Genomic DNA, 17031 nt, shown 5'->3' with positions numbered 1-17031 from the left:
CTCTGCATCGGGCATTGCCGCACGTCATTCCGTCGCTGGCACGCTCCCTGCTAACTCCCAGGCAGGGTCAGCGAAGACCCCGTTATTCAGGTGATCCGGGCAACGGCGCTCGGCCAACACCACCCCACATCGAATCACCAGGCAAAGGCGCCTGGAGCTCTCAACGGCTCCAGGCGCCTTTTTGCGTTTCGGCCGGCGGAACACCGGCCGGCAAAGGCAGAGGAAGGACACATGAACATCGTCATCATCGGCAACGGCATGGTGGGTCATCACTGCGTGGCCCGTCTGGCCGAGCAGGGTGCGCTCGAGCGCTTTCAGGTGCGGGTGTTCGGCGAAGAGCGCCAGCGTGCCTACGACCGGGTGCACCTGTCCGAGTACTTCGGCGGTCGGGATGCCGAGTCGCTGGCGCTCTGCGAGGCGGATTTCTATGCCCGCCACGGCGTGCAGCTGCACCTGGGCGAGGCGGTGACCGCCATCGACCGCGCCCGCAACGAAGTGGTGACCGCACAGGGCCGCTACGCCTACGACCATCTGGTGCTGGCCACCGGCTCCTACCCGTTCGTGCCGCCGATTCCCGGTGCCGAGGGCACATCCCGGCTGGTCTACCGCACCCTGGAGGATCTGGACGCCATTCGGCTCGCCGCCCAGGGCGCCCGGCGCGGCGTGGTGGTCGGCGGCGGTCTGCTCGGTCTGGAAGCGGCCAACGCCCTGAAGTCGCTGGGCCTGGAGGCCCATGTGGTGGAATTCGCCCCGCGCCTGATGCCCGTGCAGCTGGACGAGCTGGGCGGCGAGGCGCTCAGGGCGCGCATCGAGGCCCTCGGCGTCGGCGTGCACCTGTCGCGCGCCACCGAGGCCATCGTCGCCGGCAGCCAGTATCGCTACCGCATGGACTTCAAGGACGGCGACAGCCTGGAAACCGACCTGATCGTGTTCTCCGCCGGCATCCGCCCGCAGGACGCCCTGGGCCGCGCCGCTGGCCTGGAAATCGGCCCGCGCGGCGGCGTGGCGGTGGACGATCTGTGCCGCAGCAGCGATCCGGCCATCTACGCCATCGGCGAATGCGCAGCCTGGAACGGCAGCGTGTTCGGCCTGGTGGCGCCGGGCTACAGCATGGCGCGCACCGTGGCCGACCAACTGACTGGCCTCGACGCCACGCCGTTCACCGGCGCCGACCTGTCCACCAAGCTCAAGCTGCTGGGCGTGGACGTCGGCTCCATCGGCGATGCCCATGCCGCCACGCCGGGTGCGCGCAGCTACCGCTTCATCGACGAAGCCACGGCCAGCTACCGGCGTCTGGTGGTGGCCGCGGATGGCAAGCGGGTGCTCGGTGCCGTGCTGGTCGGCGACAACAGTTACTACGACACCCTGCTGCAGTACGCGCAGAACGGCATCAAGCTGCCGGCCGACCCGTCCAGCCTGATCCTGCCGGTCTCCGACGGCACCCCGACGCTGGGTGCCGACGCCCTGCCGGACACCGCCACCCTCTGTTCCTGCCACAACGTCACCAAGGGCGCGGTGTGCTGCCAGGTGGATGCCGGCGTCACCGACCTGGGCGAGCTCAAAAGCGCCACCAAGGCAGCCACCGGCTGCGGCGGCTGCGCCAGCCTGCTCAAGCAGGTGTTCGAGCATGAGCTGACTGCCCGCGGCGTGGCGGTGGACAAGAGCCTGTGCGAACACTTCGCCCACACCCGCCAGGCGCTGTACGACATCGTGCGCGTCGAAGGCATCGAGCGCTTCGAGGATCTGCTGGCCCGCCACGGCAAGGGCGAGCTGGGCTGCGACATCTGCAAGCCGGCGGTGGGTTCGATCCTCGCTTCCTGCTGGAACCGGCCGATCCAGGACCCGGCGCTGGTGCCGCTGCAGGACACCAACGACACCTTCATGGCCAACATGCAGAAGAACGGCACCTACTCGGTGGTGCCGCGCGTGCCCGGCGGCGAGATTACCCCCGAGGGGCTGATCGCCATCGGCCAGGTGGCGAAGAAGTATGACCTCTACACCAAGATCACCGGCGGCCAGCGCATCGACCTGTTCGGCGCCCAGCTGCACCAGTTGCCGGACATCTGGGCCGAGCTGATCGACGCCGGCTTCGAGACCGGCCACGCCTACGGCAAGTCGCTGCGCACGGTGAAGTCCTGCGTGGGCAGCACCTGGTGCCGCTACGGCGTGCAGGACAGCGTCGGCATGGCCCTGACCCTGGAGAACCGCTACAAGGGCCTGCGCGCGCCGCACAAGATCAAGTTCGGCGTCTCCGGCTGCACCCGCGAATGCGCCGAGGCGCAGAGCAAGGACATCGGTGTGATCGCCACCGAGAAGGGCTGGAACCTGTACATCTGCGGCAACGGCGGCATGCGCCCGCGCCACGCCGAGCTGTTCGCCACCGACCTGGACGACGCCGGCCTGATCCGCACCATCGACCGCGTGCTGATGTTCTACATCCGCACCGCCGACAAGCTGCAGCGCACCTCGGTGTGGCGCGAAAGCCTGGACGGCGGCCTGGACTACCTCAAGGCGGTGATCCTCGACGACAGCCTGGGCCTGGGCGCCGAGCTGGAGCGCCAGATGCAGCTCGTGGTGGACCGCTACGAATGCGAATGGGCCAACGCCCTGAAGGATCCGGAAAAGCTCAAGCGCTTCCGCACCTTCGTCAACGACCACCGCGACGACCCCGACATCCATTTCGTGCGCGAACGCGGCCAGCGCCGTCCGGCGCGCGCGTCCGAGCTTTCCCTGATTCCCGCCGAGGAGGTGCACTGATGAACATGCTCGCCCCGCTCACCCACTGGCGCACCCTGTGCAGCCGCAATGATCTGGTGGCCAACTCTGGCGTGGTCGCCTGGCTGGACGGCACCCAGGTGGCGCTGTTCCACCTGTCCGGCGATCAGGTCTACGCCATCGAGAACCGCGACCCGAAATCCGGTGCCAACGTCATCGGCCGCGGCCTCGTCGGCTCCCTCAAGGGCCGAACGGTGGTCGCCGCCCCCCTCTACAAGCAGCACTTCCGGCTGGACGACGGCCTGTGCCTGGAGGACCCGCAGCAACGCCTGCGGGTCTGGCCGGCGCGGCTGAACGGCGACGCCGTGGAAATTGCTTTGGGCTGATTGCCCCCTTTCGGAAGAACAGGAATCCCGTCATGTCCTATATCGTGCCTGCCGAATTCGTCACCAAGATGGTCGACGCCGGCGAATCCAAGATCCACATGTCCACCCGCGACACCCTGATCCGCGCCTTCATGGCCGGCGCCATCCTCGCCCTGGCGGCGGTGTTCGCCGTCACCATCACCGTGCAGACCGGCTCGGCGCTGGTCGGCGCCATGCTCTTCCCGGTCGGCTTCGTGATGCTCTACCTGATGGGCTTCGACCTGCTGACCGGGGTATTCATGCTCACTCCGCTGGCGCTGCTCGACCGCCGTCCCGGCGTCACCGTCGGCGGCATCCTGCGCAACTGGGGGCTGGTGTTCCTCGGCAACTTCGCCGGCGCGCTGACCGTGGCCTTCATGATGGTGTTCGTCTTCACCTACGGCTTCTCCACCGAGCCGGGCGAGGTGGCCCAGAAGCTCTCGCACATCGGCGAGGCGCGCACCCTGGGCTACGCCCAGTACGGCGCGGCCGGCTGGGCAACCATCTTCCTGCGCGGCGTGCTGTGCAACTGGATGGTGTCGATGGGCGTGGTGGGCGCGATGATCTCCACCACCGTCGGCGGCAAGGCGATCGCCATGTGGATGCCGATCATGCTGTTCTTCTACATGGGCTTCGAGCACTCGGTGGTGAACATGTTTCTGTTCCCGGCCGGGCTGATGATGGGCGGCGACTTCTCGATCATGGACTACATGCTGTGGAACGAGATCCCCACCGCGCTGGGCAACCTGGTCGGCGGCCTGGCCTTCACCGGCCTGACCCTGTACGCCACCCATGTGCGCACGGCGCCGAAGCGGGCAGTGCTTTGAGTCATCCGGGGTCGCGTACAGCCGTTCCCCCCTCTCCCTAACCCTCTCCCACGAGGGGAGAGGGGGACAAACAGCATCAATGCTCGCCCCAAACTCCTGTATCCACGATATCCTCCATGCCCACCACCCTCGCCGTCACCGTCGGCCAGTTCTCGGACAAGGGCCGCAAGCCCCTCAACCAGGACTTCCACGGCCTGCGCCTGCCCGAGCCCGAGCAGCAGCACAGCAAGGGCATCGCCCTGGCCATCGCCGATGGCATCAGCAGCAGCGAGGTCAGCCACATCGCCAGCGAAACGGCGGTGAAGAGCTTTCTGGAAGACTACTTCTGCACGCCGGACGCCTGGTCGGTGAAGCAATCCGGCCAGCGCGTGCTGGTCGCTGCCAACGCCTGGCTGCATGCCCAGACGCGGCGCAGCCCGTACCGCTACGACCGTGACCGCGGCCATGTCTGCACCTTCAGCGCACTGGTGCTCAAGTCCACCACCGCGCACCTGTTCCATGTCGGCGATGCGCGCATCTATCGGCTGCGCAACGGCCAGCTGGAACCGCTCACCGAGGAGCACCGGGTCTGGCTGTCGCCGGAGCAGAGCTGCCTGGGCCGGGCGCTGGGCATCAACCCGCATCTGGAAATCGACTACCGCGCCCTGCCGCTGCAGGTCGGCGACCTGTTCCTGTTGCTCACCGATGGCGTGCACGAATGGCTGAGCGAGGCGGCGCTGCTCGCGCTGATCGATGCCCACGGGGACGATCTGGACGCCACCGCCCGCCGCCTGGTGCTGGAAGCCCACGCGCGGGGCAGCCCCGACAACCTCACCGCCCAGCTGGTGCGCATCGATGCCCTGCCTGACGGCGAGGCCGGGGAAGTCCAACGCCAGCTCGAAGAACTCGCCCTGCCGCCGCTGCTGGAGCCGCCGGCGTGCTTCGACGGCTACCGCATCCTGCGCGAACTGCATGCCAGCAGCCGCAGCCATGTGTACCTGGCCGAGGACGAGCACAGCGGCGAACGGCTGGTGCTCAAGACCCCGTCCCTGGACCTGCGCCACGACCGTGCGTATCTCGAACGCCTGCTGCTCGAGGAGTGGATCGCCCGCCGCGTGCACAGCGTGCATGTGGTGCGCGCACCCGCCTCTGGCCGGCCACGCCGGTTTCTGTACAGCGTGACGGAATACGTCGAGGGCCAGACGCTGGCCCAGTGGATGACCGATCATCCGCAGCCCTCGCTGGAGCAGGTGCGCGACCTGCTGGAGCAGATCGCCCGAGGCCTGCGCGCCTTTCACCGCCTGGAAATGCTGCACCGCGACCTGCGTCCGGAGAACATCCTGATCGACGCCGCCGGCACCCTGAAACTGATCGACTTCGGCTCGGCGCAGGTCACCGGCCTGGCCGAAGGTGGCATGGATCCGGACAACCCGGTGCCCGGCGCGCTGGCGTACACCGCACCGGAGTATTTCCTCGGCGAAGGCGGCAGCGTTCGTTCGGATTTGTTCTCCCTGGGCGTGATCGCCTACCGCCTGCTGGGCGGCGACCTGCCCTACGGCGCCGAGGTGTCCCGAGCGCGCAGCCGCACCGCCCAGCTGCGCCTGCGCTACCGCCCGCTGTGGCGCGAGGATCGCGCCCTGCCGAGCTGGGTCGACGCCGTGCTGCGCAAGGCTGTGCACCCCAACCCGGCGCGGCGCTACGGCGAGTTGTCGGAATTTCTCCACGATCTGCGCCAGCCGCCGCCGGAGCTGCGGCAACGCGCGAAAGCGCCGCTGCTGCAGCGCCATCCGCTGCGCTTCTGGCAGACGGTGGTGTGGGTGCAGTTGGCGATGCTTATGATGCTCCTGTTGCGCTAACACCCGGCAGGCCACACCGGCCGGTGGCCCGGCTGGGGCTTGACTACCCTACGGACCAGCACGGTTCCGCCTGTCGTTGTCGGCTGCCGCCTCGATAACATATTTGTTAGCATGCCACCGTCGATGAACTACACCATCACGTACTACAACGAAAAGGTTCAGGAAGAGGTGCTTGGGCTCCCCGCAGGCTTGCGCGGTCGCTACTTCGCACTGACCGACCGCATGGAACTGTACGGTCCCCATTTGGGCGAACCCCACAGCAAATCCTTCGGCGACGGCCTGTTCGAGCTACGCCTGAAGGCAGCGGGAGGTATCGCGCGGGTGTTCTATTGCACGCTAGTGAACCAGCGCATTGTGGTGCTCCACAGCTTCGTGAAGAAGGCCAGCAGGACACCCGTCAAGGAGCGGCGGCTGGCCGAAATGCGCATGAAAGAGGTGAAGAAACATGCTGACTCACGCTGAACTCAAGGCCAAGGCCCTGGAAGATCCGGAGGCCCGCACCGAATACGAACGCCTCAACCGCGAGGAATTCGCCCTGCTGGATGAGATGCTGGCCGCGCGCCGCGCCGCCGGGCTGACCCAGGCGCAGGTGGCCGAGCGCATGGGCACCAAAGCGCCGGCCGTGGCCAGACTGGAGAACGCCCTTGCCTCCGGCAAGCACTCGCCCAGCCTGGATACGCTGCGCAAGTATGCAGCCGCGCTGGGAAAGCGGGTCGAGGTGCACCTCGTTTGACCACAGCAGTTGGCGCCGCGCTGGGAGCGCCAGGCTATCCTCGCCAATCCAGTCCGCTCACAACAACCGATCGAGCAATACTGCCGTCATCCCCGCCGCCGCCAGGCATACCAGCGCGCTTAGCAGCGCCTTCCTGCGCAGATGACGGATCGCGCCCTCCTTGCCGCGGCTGGAAAGAACGAACGGCTGCGCCTCGCCGGGTTTGGCCAGGCGGTGCCAGTCGGGTTGCCGGGCGGCCTGCCGATGGCGCTGCTCGGCTTCCAGGCGGGCGGCCAGCTGGACCAGCCGCCACTCTTCGTCATCCAGGCGACCGTTACCGTTGGCGTCGAAACGGCGCAGCAGGCCGGTGAAATCCGCTTTCCATTCACGCACCACCGCGCCCCGGGCCTGTTCCCCGTCGAGGGAGCGGCTGGCCGGGCTTTCTGTCTGGAATTCGCCGATGGCATACAGGTACTCGCCCACGTGCAGGCGTTCCTCGGTATAGCGATACCGGGCGCCGAACAGCCCGTCCAGCAGCCCGTAGGAGGCGTCGCGCAACGGATGGCGCAGCGTGCCCTCCCACACCTGGCGCGTCGCCGGATAAACCTGCGCGCCGCGCGGATCGATCACGCATTCGCCGGTGCTGTCGGCCAGGCGCAGCCAGGCCTCGCTGCGACCGCTCTCCAACGTCTGCCAGCGGCGCGACCTGCCGCTCGTCCTATAGCGTTCGATCTCGTAGCGCCACCACAGGCACGGCTGTCCGGTGAGTGGCCCGAACTGCGTCTGCTCCGCGGACTGGAGCAGGCCGGCCAGCTCCACATACCCCTGCGCCGCGGAGCGGATCTTCGAGCTGGGCGTGTCCTGCAGATGGCGCGCCTGCGACCAGCAGCGCACGCTGTTCCAGCCGCCGGCAGCACAGGCGAAGACCGCCCCGGCGAACAGCGCCAGCGTATGCACGACATTCATCGCCCCGTCCTCAGCCGAACAGCGCCTTGAGATCCACGTCGGCCTTTTCCGCCTCGCTGAACTGCAACAGGGTCGCGGCGGCGAAGCCGAAGAAACGCGCCAGCAGCACATCCGGGAATTGCTCGATGCGCACGTTGTTCAGATTGACCGCCTCGTTGTACAGCTCGCGCCGGTCGGCGATGCCGCTCTCCAGGGCGCTGATGCGCTGTTGCAGATGGCGGAAGCTCTCGTCGGCCTTCAGCTGCGGATAATTCTCGGCCAGCGCGAACAGCTTCCCCAGCCCGGCGCGCAAGCCGCTTTCCGCCTGGCCCAGCGCCTGCATGTCATGCCGCTCGCGGGCGCTGGCCACCGCGTTGCGCGCTTCGATCACCCGCTCCAGCGTGGCGCGCTCGTGCTGCATGTACTGCTTGCAGGTCTCCACCAGCTTGGGCAGCTCCTCGTGGCGCTGGCGCAGCAACACGTCGATGTTCGCCCAGGCCTTGCCCACGCCATGCTTCAGGCGCACCAGGCCGTTGTACAGTCCCACCGCGTACGCCACGGCGAAGAACGCCACCACCAGAACCATCGCCACCGTCAGACTCGGACTCATGCAACCCCCGCAATGTCGTTGCGCATAAAGTCGCGGAGTCTATGGCCTGGCGCAGCGCGAAGGATTGATCGGCCCCGCATTCGCGCGTTGCCGCCACGCCTGCGGCGACACCCCGCTCCAGCGCCGGAAGGCGCGCGCGAATGCGGTTTCGTCGCCATACCCCAGGTGCAGCGCCAGCTCGGTGATGGACTGGCCCGACTGGCGCAGCTGCTGGCAGGCTTCCTGGTAACGCACCCGGTCGAGCAGGGTACGAAAGCTGACCCCGCGCGCCTGCAGGGTCTTCTGCAGCACGCGCGGGTGCTGGCCGAGCAGGCGGGCGGCCACCGGCAGGCTGGCTTCGCCGGTGGTGAGGATCGACTGGAGCACGTAGCACAGCTGCGCCACCGGATCTTCGGCGATGTCCGCCTGGCCGGCGAACTCGGCCAGCAGGTGGGAGCGCAACGGGGCGGCCTGGGCCAGCGGGCGATGGTTCACCAGCGCACGGTCGGTGATGAAGGCGTTGCGCGCCTGGCCGAAACGCACCTCGCAGCCGAAGAACGCCTCGTAGTGCGGCAACGGTGCGCGCGCCTCATGGCGGATCTCCAGCCGCCGCGGCCGCCAGGCGTCGCCGAACAGGCTGCCCAGGCTGCGGTGCACCACGCCCAGTCCCAGCTCCAGCAACTGGCGCGTGTCGATGTGCTCGCGCAGCGTCAGGCTGTAGCGCATCTCCAGGGCATCGCCCTGCTCCAGCGTCGCCAGTTCGATGCCCTGGGCGTGCAGGTGCACATAGTTGCGGGTCAGGCGCAGCACCTCGGGGAAGCTTTCTGCCTGGGCGAGCAACAGGCCGAACGGGCCGAAGATCAGATAGTCGTGCAGGCGGCTCAGGTGCAGGCCAAACAGCGGGTTGCCGGAGCGTTCGGCCGCCAGCGCCAGCGCCTGGCCGAAGCGTGCATAGGGCACATACAGGTCGCGGCGCTGCAGCACCTCGGGGTCCAGGGCACAACGTGGGAGCAGGGATAGCGGGTCGAGGCCATTGGCGCGGCAGAGTGCTTCGAAACCGATGAACACGGCGCTGCGGGCGATCTGGGTCATGAGGGTCCTCGTTCGCAAAATGTCAGGCCGGGCCGCGCCAAGGCTGCCTATGCTCGCCGGCAAAAACAAGAACTACACCGAGGGCACATGAGCAACTCCCTGCACCACGCCGATACCCTGGTGATCGGCGCCGGCCTGGCCGGCATCGTCACCGCGCTGGAACTGCTCGACCGGGGGCAACGCGTCACCCTGCTGGACGCCGGCCCGCGCTCAGCCTGCGGCGGCCAGGCCAACGAGGCGTTCGGCGGCCTGCTGCTGAGCGAAACCCCGGAGCAGAAACGCAACGGCATCCAGGATTCCCCCGCGCTGTTCCTCGCCGACTGGCTGCGCGCCGCGCAGTTCGCGCCGGACGCGCAATGGGGCCGGCGCTGGGCAGAGGACTACGTGGCGCGCAACCGCGTGGAGATCTATGACTGGCTGCATGACCAGGGCATCCGCTTCTTCCCCGCCGTGCAGTGGGTGGAGCGCGGCAACCAGGGCGACGGCAATTCGCTGCCGCGCTACCACGTGGCCTGGGGCTGCGGGCGCGGGCTGGTCGGCACGCTGGCCGCGCGCCTGTTCTCGCACCCGTGCAGCTACCTGCTGGATCTGCTGTTCGAGCACCGGGTGGAGGGCCTGGAGCGGCGCAACGGCGCGGTCAGCGGTTGTCACGGGCACGGCCCATGGGGCGCGTTTCGGGTGCAGGCCGAACAGGTGGTGGTGTGCACCGGCGGCATCGGCGGCGATCTCGGCCGGGTGCGCCAGCACTGGGACACGGCGCTGTACGGCCCCTGCCCCGACAACCTGCTCAGCGGCACCCCGCCATGCGCCGACGGCGCCCTGCATGACCAGGTGCAGGCGGTGGGCGGCCAGGTGGTCAACCTGGGCCAGATGTGGAACTACGCCGCCGGCATCGCCCACCCGGAACCCGAATACCCCGACCACGGGCTGAGCCTGATTCCGCCGCGTTCGGCGCTGTGGCTGGACGCCCACGGCCGGCGTATCGGTCCGCAGCCGCTGGTCACCGGCTTCGACACCCACGACCTGTGCAAGCGCGTCGGCCGACTACCCGGCCAGTACAGCTGGCAACTGATGAACTGGCGCATCGCGATCAAGGAAATGGCCATTTCCGGCACGGATACCAACCCGCTGTTCCGCGACCGCAAGCTGGTCAGGCTGATCTGGCAGACCCTCACCGGCAACAAGGCGCTGGTGAACTGGATGCTGGAGCGCTGCCCGGACGTGGTCAGTGGCAACACGCTGGAGGAACTGGCCGGGCGCATGAACGCCCTCGGCCCGCTGCCGGTGGACCTGGCTGGCATGCGTGCCGATGTGCAGGCCTACGACGCCATGCTCAAGCGCGGCCCGGCGCTGCACAACGACGACCAACTGCGCCGCCTGGCCCAGCTGCGCCAGTGGCGCAGCGACCGCTTGCGTACCTGCAGGAACCAGCCAATCCTCGACCCCAAGGCCGGCCCGCTGATTGCCATCCGCGAGCGCATCATCAGCCGCAAGAGCATGGGCGGCATGCTCACCGACCTGCAGTCGCGGGTGCTCGACGCGACGGGCCAACCGGTGCCCGGGCTGTACGCGGCCGGCGAGGCGGCGGGCTTCGGGGGCGGTGGGATCAGCGGCATTCGTTCGCTGGAGGGGACATTCCTGAGCAATTGCGTATTCAACGGCCGCCGCGCGGCACAGGCGATTGCACAAGGTGGTTGATTCTGCAGGAGCAAACTTGTTCGCGAGCCTTCCCCATAGATTTCGGTTCAGGCCTTGCCACACAACAACATTCACAAGGAGCAGGACATGAAGAAGACCGGCGCGGCACTGGCGCGTTTTGCCCTGGAACAGCTGGGCGTGCGTTTTACCTTCGGCATACCCGGCGTGCACAACACCGAGCTGTATGACGAGCTGAACGCCTCGGAGAAGATCCAGCCGGTGCTGGTCACCCACGAGTGCGGCGCGGCGTTCATGGCCGATGCGGTGAGCCGCACCAGCGACAGCATCGGCACCCTGGTGATCGTGCCGGCGGCGGGTGTCACCCACGCCGCCAGCGGCATCGGCGAGGCGGGGCTGGACGGCATCCCGATGCTGATCATTTCCGGCGGCATCCACAGCGACAGCCCCTACCGCTACCAGCTGCACGACATCGACCAGCACGCCCTGCTCAAGCCCATCACCAAAGCCACTTTCCGCATCGGCAGCCATGCCGAGGTGATTCCCACCCTGTACGAGGCCTACCGCATCGCCACCGGCGGCGAGCCTGGGCCGGTATTCGTCGAACTGCCGTACAACATCGGCAACTTCCTCGGCGAGGTGGACGAGATGCCGGCCTTCCAGCAAGCCATCGCCGCCCCGCAGGAGAACGCCGAGGCCCTGCGCGAGGCGGCGCGCCTGCTGGTCAGCGCCAAGCGTCCGGGGTTGTTCCTCGGCTGGGGCGCGGTGGGCGCGCAGGCCGAGCTGGTGCGCCTGGCCGAGCTGCTGGACGCGCCGGCCTGCACCACCCTGCAGGGCCTGAGTGCCTTTCCCGGCAATCACCCGCTGCATGTGGGCATGGGCTTCGGCGACTATGCCGTGCCGGCGGCCGCCAACGCCTTCGCCGGCTGCGACTGCCTGCTGGCGGTAGGTACGCGCTTTTCGGAAATCCCCACCGGCAGCTACAGCATGCCGGTGCCGGACTGCCTGATTCACGCGGACATCAATCCGGAGGTGTTCAACGCCAACTTCCCTGCCCGGGTCACGCTCGAGGGCGATGCCGCGCAGCTCATCCCTGCCCTGCTGCGCGAGGTGGAAACCCTGCAGCCGGCCCCGCGCAGCGGTATGGCCGAGCGTATCCGCGCCGACAAGGCGGCCTACCGTGACGAGTGGTTCAAGCACGACAGCCAGGGTCGAGTGAACCCGGCGCGCTTCTTCGCCGAATTGCGCAGCCAGCTGGACGACGAGGCCATCGTGGTCGCCGACGACGGCAACCACACCTTCCTGATCGCCGAGCTGATGCCGATCCATGGCCCGCGCCGCTACCTGTCGCCCAGCGACTTCAACGCCATGGGCTACTGCATCCCGGCGACCATCGGCGCCAAGCTGGCCAATCCGGACAAGACCGTGGTGGGCGTGGTGGGCGACGGCGCGCTGCGCATGACCGGTCTGGAGCTGCTCACCGCCAGCCAGCTGCGGCTGGGCGTGCCGCTGTTCGTGTTCAACGATGGCGAGCTGTCGCAGATCGCCCAGGCCCAGGAAATCCCCTACAACCGCAAGACCTGCACGGTGCTACAGCCGCTCAATGTCAAAGCCCTGGCCGAGGCGACCGGCGCCGCCTTCGTGGCCATCGACGGCAACGACGGCTGCGCAGAGGGCATCCGCCAGGCGCTGCAACTCGCCGCGCAGAACCGCCCGGTGCTGGTGGATGTGCGCGTCGATTACTCCAAGCGCACTCGCTTCACCCAGGGGGTGGTCAAGGCCACCCTCAAGCGCTTCACGCCCCGGGACAAGGTGCGGGTGATCGGCCGCGCCCTGTGGCGCCGGGTGACCGGTTGATCAGGAAAGACGGCTGCGGAACAGTGCCTGGTGCTCCCGGCATTGCTTCGCCGCCAGCAGGAACACGCCGTGGCCGCCGTGCTCGAACTCCAGCCAGGTGAAGTCCACTTCCGGGTACAGGGCCTGCACATGCACCTGACTGTTGCCCACTTCCACCACCAGGATGCCCTGCTCGGTGAGGTGGTCGGCGGCTTCGGCGAGCATGCGCCGCACCAGGTCCAGGCCGTCATCGCCACAGGCCAGGCCCAGGGCCGGCTCGTGGTGGTACTCGTCCGGCATGTCGGCGAAGTCCTCGGCGTCCACGTAGGGCGGGTTGGAGACGATCAGGTCGAAGCGCTGGCCGGGCAGGCCATCGAAGCCGTCGCCCTGTACGGTGTAGACGCGATCCTCCAGTCCATGCTTCTCGATGTTGCAGTTGGCCACTTCCAACGCATCGAAGGACAGGTCGCCGAGCACCACTTCCGCTTCCGGGAAGGCGTAGGCGCAGGCGATGCCGATGCAACCCGAGCCGGTGCACAGGTCGAGGATGCGCGCCGGCTCGGCCGACAGCCAGGGCGCGAAACGCTGACTGATCAGCTCGGCGATCGGCGAGCGCGGTACCAGCACGCGTTCGTCCACCTTGAACGGCAGCCCGCAGAACCAGGCCTCGCCGAGCAGGTAGGCAGTCGGTACGCGGTCGACCACGCGGCGCTCGATCAGGCTGCCGAGCAGGTCGCACTCGTGGTCTTCCAGGCGGCAGTCCAGGTAGGCGTCGGTCATTTCGTACGGCAGGTGCAGGGCACCCAGCACCAGCAGGCGGGCCTCGTCCCAGGCGTTGTCGGCTCCATGCCCGAAGTAGATTTCCTCAGCCTGGAAACGGCTGACCGCCCAGCGAATGTAATCGCGCAAGGTACGAAGGCGGGTGGGCAGAACGGACACAATGAACTCTCCTGGGCAAATGCGCGGCATTTTATCCCAAGCAAGACCGTCCGTCCCGCGCAATGGGACCAAGTGCCATCATTTTGATGCTGGAAAAACGTCGCAAGCCGATTCACAAGTGTTACCACTGAGGCCACAATGCCGTCCTCGCGTTTCAGGAGATACCCATGACCCAGCCGCTTTCCATGCTCCAACTGTACGGTCGCGCCTATGCGCCGGCCACGCTGGGCAATGCCACCCTGCTGATCATCGACCCGCAGCAGGAATACCGCATGGGCACGCTGGCCCTGCCGGGCCTGGAGCCCGCCATGGCGCAGATCGCCGAGCTGATCGCCGCCGCGCGCAGCCAGGGCCGCCCCATCATCTACGTGCGCCACCTGGGCATTCCCGGCGGCCTGCTCGACCCGCAAGGCAAGCGGGGTCACTTCCTGCCGGAACTGGCGCCGCAACCGGGCGAAACCGTGGTGGAGAAGCGCCTGCCGAACGCTTTCGCCGGCACCGACCTGAATGACCGGTTGATGGCTCACGGACATCTGGACTTGATCGTCTGCGGCTTCATGACCCATTCGAGCATCAGCAGCACCGTGCGTGCCGCCAAGGACTACGGCTACCGCTGCACCCTGGTGGATGCGGCCATCGCCACCCGCGACATCCCGCTGGGCGAAGGCACCCTGGCTGCCGCCGACCTGCACCGCATGGAAATGGCCGCCCTGGCCGACAACTTTGCGGTGGTGGTGCCCCACGCCCGCGACGTGCTCTGAGCCTCCCGTCGCCCGCCAGCGAACCCGCGCAGCCGGCCCAGGTCTCACACCGGCTGGCTCGTGAGGTGCAACGGCATGAAGTTCTCCGACAATTTCTCGACCCGCCCGGCGCCACGCCGCTGGAGTTGGCGCCTGGGCGGCCTGGCCGGCGCGCTCGGCGCCACCCTGGGCGTTCTGCTGGTCATGGCCGGCACCGCCACCCTGCTGGGCCGCCCGCCTGCCCTCGGCGAACTGAACGACAGCCCCGCCAATGCCTGGACGCTGCTCCTGCTGGGCATCGCCCTGCTGATCCTGGGTATCTTCATCTGGCGCCACTGCCGCCAGCGGTTGCGCATCCGCGAGGATCTCGGCCTGTCGCCGCACCTGATGAAAAAGCGCGACTGAATCGGGAGTAAACTAGCGGCCCTCAGGAGGTCGCATGAACCAAGACGACGATTTTTCCCTCTTCAGCCAGGCCGTGCGTGGCGTTCGCCGCATCCAGGACGATCGCGCCGACACCGGCAAGCCACGCGCCGATCGCCAGCAACTGGCCAACCGTCGACAGAACGCCACCCAGCGCAGTGACACGCTCCGAGTCGATGGCCTGTCCGACCAGTTCGTCATCGACGTGGGTGCCGAGGACGAACTGCACTGGGCCCGCGACGGGGTGCAGGATGGCCAGATGCGCAAGCTCAAGGCCGGCCAGATCGCCTTCGAGGGCAGCCTCGACCTGCACGGCATGACCGTGGAAAAGGCCCGCGAGACGCTCTGGGAGTTCCTCGCCGAGGCCGCGAAGCTGGAAGTGCGCTGCGTGCGCGTCACCCATGGCAAGGCCGCGCGCCTGGACGGCAAGCGCCCGCTGATCAAGAGCCACGTCAACACCTGGCTGCGCCAGCATCCGCAGGTGCTCGGCTTCACCTCCTGCCTGCCGCGCCACGGCGGCACCGGCGCCCTCTACGTGCTGCTCAAGCGCACCATGCTGGACGGCCGGGACGAATGAAGCGCCGCACGGCAAGCGATAATTCCTCATGCAGAAACGACGACCCACGCCACGCGCGGGTATCGTGAGGCTTGCAGCCGGACGCTTGCGTCCCTACCCTGCGCGCCTCGTGCTCATTTCCATGCCCGACAGGTAAACCAATGTCACTGGAACAACACTACAGCTCGATCCTCGAACAACTCGGCGAGGATGTCGCCCGCGAAGGCCTTCGCGATACGCCCAAGCGCGCCGCCAAGGCCATGCAGTTCCTCTGCCGCGGTTACGAGCAGACGCTGGAAGACGTCACCAACGGTGCGCTGTTCAGCTCCGACAACAGCGAAATGGTGCTGGTGAAAAACATCGAGCTGTACTCGCTGTGCGAACACCACATCCTGCCCTTCATCGGCAAGGCCCACGTGGCCTACATGCCCAACGGCAAGGTGCTGGGCCTGTCCAAGGTCGCGCGCATCGTCGACATGTACGCCCGCCGCCTGCAGATCCAGGAGAACCTTACCCGGCAGATCGCCGAGGCCATCGAGCAGGTCACCGACGCCGCTGGCGTAGCGGTGGTCATCGAGGCCCAGCACATGTGCATGATGATGCGCGGCGTTGAGAAGCAGAACTCCTCCATGGTCACCTCGGTGATGCTCGGCCAGTTCCGCAGCAATGCCGCCACGCGCAGCGAATTTCTCAGCCTGATCCGCTGAGGTCGCCGCAAACGTCGCGGAAGTTGCTTCGCGACAGGACTCGCAGCTTCCCAAGGAGCTCTTGCTAGAGCCCTTGGGCCTGTGATTTACGCCAATGGGTTCCGGAGCCGACGTGCTCCGCGCGCCAATTCAGCCGCTGCACCTGAACACGCACCGGGAAAAACGCGACGACACACGCAGCGAAACGGACTGACATGGCTGCCTCACTTCTGATCCGCCACGCCCTGCTCGGCCTGTTGCTGGCCCTCTGCGCCGGCTGTGGCCACCTGTTCTACTTTCCCGAGCCCGGCCTGCGCGGCACCCCCGCGCAGGCCGGTGTGCCCTACGAGGACGTGCATTTCCAATCCGCCGACGGCACCCGCCTGCACGGCTGGTACCTGCCGGCCCGGAGCCAGCCCCGTCGCGGGCTGATCTACTTCCTGCACGGCAACGCCGAGAACATCAGCACCCATTACGTGGCGATGAGCTGGCTGAACCGCCATGGCTGGGACCTGTTTCTCATTGATTACCGGGGCTTTGGCCTTTCCGAAGGCACTCCGGATATCCACGGCGTCAACCAGGATGCCCGCGCCGGTCTCGCCTGGGCGGTGGCCCGGGCACGACAAGAGCAGCTGCCGCTGGTGGTCTACGGCCAGAGCCTGGGCGGCGCCACCGCAGCCACCGTGGTCGCCCACAGCCAGCCCGGCGACGTGCAGGCCCTGGTGCTGGACAGCGCGTTCTCCGGCTATCGGCTGATCGCCCGGGAAAAGCTCGGCGATGTCTGGCTGACCTCTCCGCTGCGCTACCCGCTGGCCTGGACCATCCGCGACGATTTCAGCCCCGACCGCTACCTGCATCAGCGCCCACCCATGCCGCTGCTGATCCTGCACGGCTGCGCCGACCTTACCGTGCCCTGCAGCCACGGCGAGCGCCTCTACCACACCGCCGCCCCGCCAGTCTGGCTGTGGCTGGATCCGCAGCGCCGCCACGGCGAAATGCTCTACACCCGGCACTGGCGCGAGCAACTGGTGAAGTGGCTGGAACAGCAGGTGCCAACGCCCTGAACCAGTCGGGCG

At 67.6% G+C, this 17031-nt stretch carries 17 protein-coding genes; 13 read left to right on the top strand and 4 right to left on the bottom strand.

Annotated elements, in window-relative coordinates; all coding sequences use genetic code 11:
• The first annotated feature begins 231 nt into the window (after positions 1 to 231).
• From nirB to SF06_RS12225, 6 genes are all read left to right on the top strand, one after another.
• Positions 232 to 2757 (top strand): nitrite reductase large subunit NirB, encoded by a 2526-nt coding sequence (nirB, locus tag SF06_RS12250; protein ID WP_039561721.1) that lies wholly within the window; start codon positions 232 to 234, stop codon positions 2755 to 2757.
• On the top strand, positions 2757 to 3101 hold the full coding sequence (gene nirD / locus SF06_RS12245; RefSeq protein ID WP_027591027.1) for a nitrite reductase small subunit NirD: 345 nt from the start codon (positions 2757 to 2759) through the stop codon (positions 3099 to 3101). The genes nirB and nirD overlap by 1 nt, the downstream gene beginning before the upstream one ends.
• 32 nt (positions 3102 to 3133) lie before the next feature.
• The gene (locus SF06_RS12240; RefSeq protein WP_039561718.1) at positions 3134 to 3946 is read left to right on the top strand and encodes a formate/nitrite transporter family protein; all 813 of its coding nucleotides are present in this window, start codon (positions 3134 to 3136) and stop codon (positions 3944 to 3946) included.
• Between the two features lie 116 nt (positions 3947 to 4062).
• Positions 4063 to 5781: a bifunctional protein-serine/threonine kinase/phosphatase gene (locus SF06_RS12235; protein WP_039561717.1), complete on the top strand. Its 1719-nt coding sequence runs from the start codon at positions 4063 to 4065 to the stop codon at positions 5779 to 5781.
• 123 nt (positions 5782 to 5904) lie between these two features.
• Positions 5905 to 6243 (top strand): type II toxin-antitoxin system RelE/ParE family toxin, encoded by a 339-nt coding sequence (locus SF06_RS12230; RefSeq protein WP_039561715.1) that lies wholly within the window; start codon positions 5905 to 5907, stop codon positions 6241 to 6243.
• Entirely contained in the window at positions 6227 to 6514 is a 288-nt protein-coding gene (locus tag SF06_RS12225) for a helix-turn-helix domain-containing protein (protein ID WP_039561713.1), read from the top strand. Before SF06_RS12230 ends, SF06_RS12225 begins: the two co-directional genes overlap by 17 nt.
• 57 nt (positions 6515 to 6571) lie before the next feature.
• On the opposite strand, the gene SF06_RS12220 is transcribed toward SF06_RS12225, so the two are convergent.
• The 3 genes from SF06_RS12220 to SF06_RS12210 all read right to left on the bottom strand — a co-directional run bounded on the left by SF06_RS12220 (position 6572) and on the right by SF06_RS12210 (position 9119).
• Entirely contained in the window at positions 6572 to 7459 is an 888-nt protein-coding gene (locus SF06_RS12220) for a GIDE domain-containing protein (protein ID WP_052199811.1), read from the bottom strand.
• A 10-nt stretch (positions 7460 to 7469) separates the two neighbouring features.
• The gene (locus SF06_RS12215) at positions 7470 to 8024 is read right to left on the bottom strand and encodes a LemA family protein (RefSeq protein ID WP_139326700.1); all 555 of its coding nucleotides are present in this window, start codon (positions 8022 to 8024) and stop codon (positions 7470 to 7472) included.
• A 63-nt stretch (positions 8025 to 8087) separates the two neighbouring features.
• A complete protein-coding gene (locus SF06_RS12210; RefSeq protein ID WP_039561709.1) occupies positions 8088 to 9119 on the bottom strand; it encodes an AraC family transcriptional regulator in 1032 nt (343 codons plus the stop codon).
• 87 nt (positions 9120 to 9206) lie between these two features.
• On the opposite strand from SF06_RS12210, the gene SF06_RS12205 reads away from it, so the two are divergent.
• Both SF06_RS12205 and SF06_RS12200 read left to right on the top strand, forming a co-directional pair.
• A complete protein-coding gene (locus SF06_RS12205) occupies positions 9207 to 10817 on the top strand; it encodes an FAD-binding dehydrogenase (protein ID WP_039561707.1) in 1611 nt (536 codons plus the stop codon).
• Between the two features lie 87 nt (positions 10818 to 10904).
• Positions 10905 to 12632 carry a thiamine pyrophosphate-binding protein gene (locus tag SF06_RS12200; protein ID WP_039561706.1) on the top strand — a complete coding sequence of 576 codons (1728 nt, stop codon included), beginning with the start codon at positions 10905 to 10907 and terminating at the stop codon, positions 12630 to 12632.
• Here the strand turns inward: SF06_RS12200 and prmB are convergent, their stop codons facing one another.
• A complete protein-coding gene (gene prmB / locus SF06_RS12195; protein WP_437123622.1) occupies positions 12633 to 13541 on the bottom strand; it encodes a 50S ribosomal protein L3 N(5)-glutamine methyltransferase in 909 nt (302 codons plus the stop codon).
• A 176-nt stretch (positions 13542 to 13717) separates the two neighbouring features.
• On the opposite strand from prmB, the gene SF06_RS12190 reads away from it, so the two are divergent.
• The 5 genes from SF06_RS12190 to SF06_RS12170 all read left to right on the top strand — a co-directional run bounded on the left by SF06_RS12190 (position 13718) and on the right by SF06_RS12170 (position 17019).
• Positions 13718 to 14311 carry a cysteine hydrolase family protein gene (locus SF06_RS12190; protein WP_027590470.1) on the top strand — a complete coding sequence of 198 codons (594 nt, stop codon included), beginning with the start codon at positions 13718 to 13720 and terminating at the stop codon, positions 14309 to 14311.
• A 75-nt stretch (positions 14312 to 14386) separates the two neighbouring features.
• Positions 14387 to 14695 carry a hypothetical protein gene (locus SF06_RS12185; protein ID WP_027590471.1) on the top strand — a complete coding sequence of 103 codons (309 nt, stop codon included), beginning with the start codon at positions 14387 to 14389 and terminating at the stop codon, positions 14693 to 14695.
• Between the two features lie 34 nt (positions 14696 to 14729).
• Positions 14730 to 15290 carry a Smr/MutS family protein gene (locus SF06_RS12180; protein WP_027590472.1) on the top strand — a complete coding sequence of 187 codons (561 nt, stop codon included), beginning with the start codon at positions 14730 to 14732 and terminating at the stop codon, positions 15288 to 15290.
• Between the two features lie 140 nt (positions 15291 to 15430).
• Complete coding sequence (gene folE, locus SF06_RS12175) at positions 15431 to 15976, top strand: GTP cyclohydrolase I FolE (RefSeq protein ID WP_027590473.1); 546 nt, start codon at positions 15431 to 15433, stop codon at positions 15974 to 15976.
• 194 nt (positions 15977 to 16170) lie between these two features.
• Entirely contained in the window at positions 16171 to 17019 is an 849-nt protein-coding gene (locus SF06_RS12170) for an alpha/beta hydrolase (protein WP_037008908.1), read from the top strand.
• The last annotated feature ends 12 nt before the right edge of the window (positions 17020 to 17031 follow it).

The organism is Pseudomonas flexibilis (genome assembly GCF_000802425.1).
Lineage (GTDB): Bacteria > Pseudomonadota > Gammaproteobacteria > Pseudomonadales > Pseudomonadaceae > Serpens > Serpens flexibilis.
The sequence above is the reverse complement of the archived record's forward strand: the minus strand, read 5'-3'. Positions and strand labels throughout refer to the sequence as shown.

Coding starts and splice junctions, on each gene's coding strand:
- SF06_RS12185 (WP_027590471.1), top strand. CDS start 14,387: ATGAAGTTCTCCGACAATTTCTCGACCCGCCCGGCGCCACGCCGCTGG.
- SF06_RS12210 (WP_039561709.1), bottom strand. CDS start 9,119: ATGACCCAGATCGCCCGCAGCGCCGTGTTCATCGGTTTCGAAGCACTC.
- SF06_RS12230 (WP_039561715.1), top strand. CDS start 5,905: ATGAACTACACCATCACGTACTACAACGAAAAGGTTCAGGAAGAGGTG.
- SF06_RS12180 (WP_027590472.1), top strand. CDS start 14,730: ATGAACCAAGACGACGATTTTTCCCTCTTCAGCCAGGCCGTGCGTGGC.
- SF06_RS12170 (WP_037008908.1), top strand. CDS start 16,171: ATGGCTGCCTCACTTCTGATCCGCCACGCCCTGCTCGGCCTGTTGCTG.
- SF06_RS12190 (WP_027590470.1), top strand. CDS start 13,718: ATGACCCAGCCGCTTTCCATGCTCCAACTGTACGGTCGCGCCTATGCG.
- folE (WP_027590473.1), top strand. CDS start 15,431: ATGTCACTGGAACAACACTACAGCTCGATCCTCGAACAACTCGGCGAG.
- nirB (WP_039561721.1), top strand. CDS start 232: ATGAACATCGTCATCATCGGCAACGGCATGGTGGGTCATCACTGCGTG.
- SF06_RS12205 (WP_039561707.1), top strand. CDS start 9,207: ATGAGCAACTCCCTGCACCACGCCGATACCCTGGTGATCGGCGCCGGC.
- SF06_RS12235 (WP_039561717.1), top strand. CDS start 4,063: ATGCCCACCACCCTCGCCGTCACCGTCGGCCAGTTCTCGGACAAGGGC.
- nirD (WP_027591027.1), top strand. CDS start 2,757: ATGAACATGCTCGCCCCGCTCACCCACTGGCGCACCCTGTGCAGCCGC.
- SF06_RS12220 (WP_052199811.1), bottom strand. CDS start 7,459: ATGAATGTCGTGCATACGCTGGCGCTGTTCGCCGGGGCGGTCTTCGCC.
- SF06_RS12240 (WP_039561718.1), top strand. CDS start 3,134: ATGTCCTATATCGTGCCTGCCGAATTCGTCACCAAGATGGTCGACGCC.
- SF06_RS12215 (WP_139326700.1), bottom strand. CDS start 8,024: ATGGTTCTGGTGGTGGCGTTCTTCGCCGTGGCGTACGCGGTGGGACTG.
- SF06_RS12225 (WP_039561713.1), top strand. CDS start 6,227: ATGCTGACTCACGCTGAACTCAAGGCCAAGGCCCTGGAAGATCCGGAG.
- SF06_RS12200 (WP_039561706.1), top strand. CDS start 10,905: ATGAAGAAGACCGGCGCGGCACTGGCGCGTTTTGCCCTGGAACAGCTG.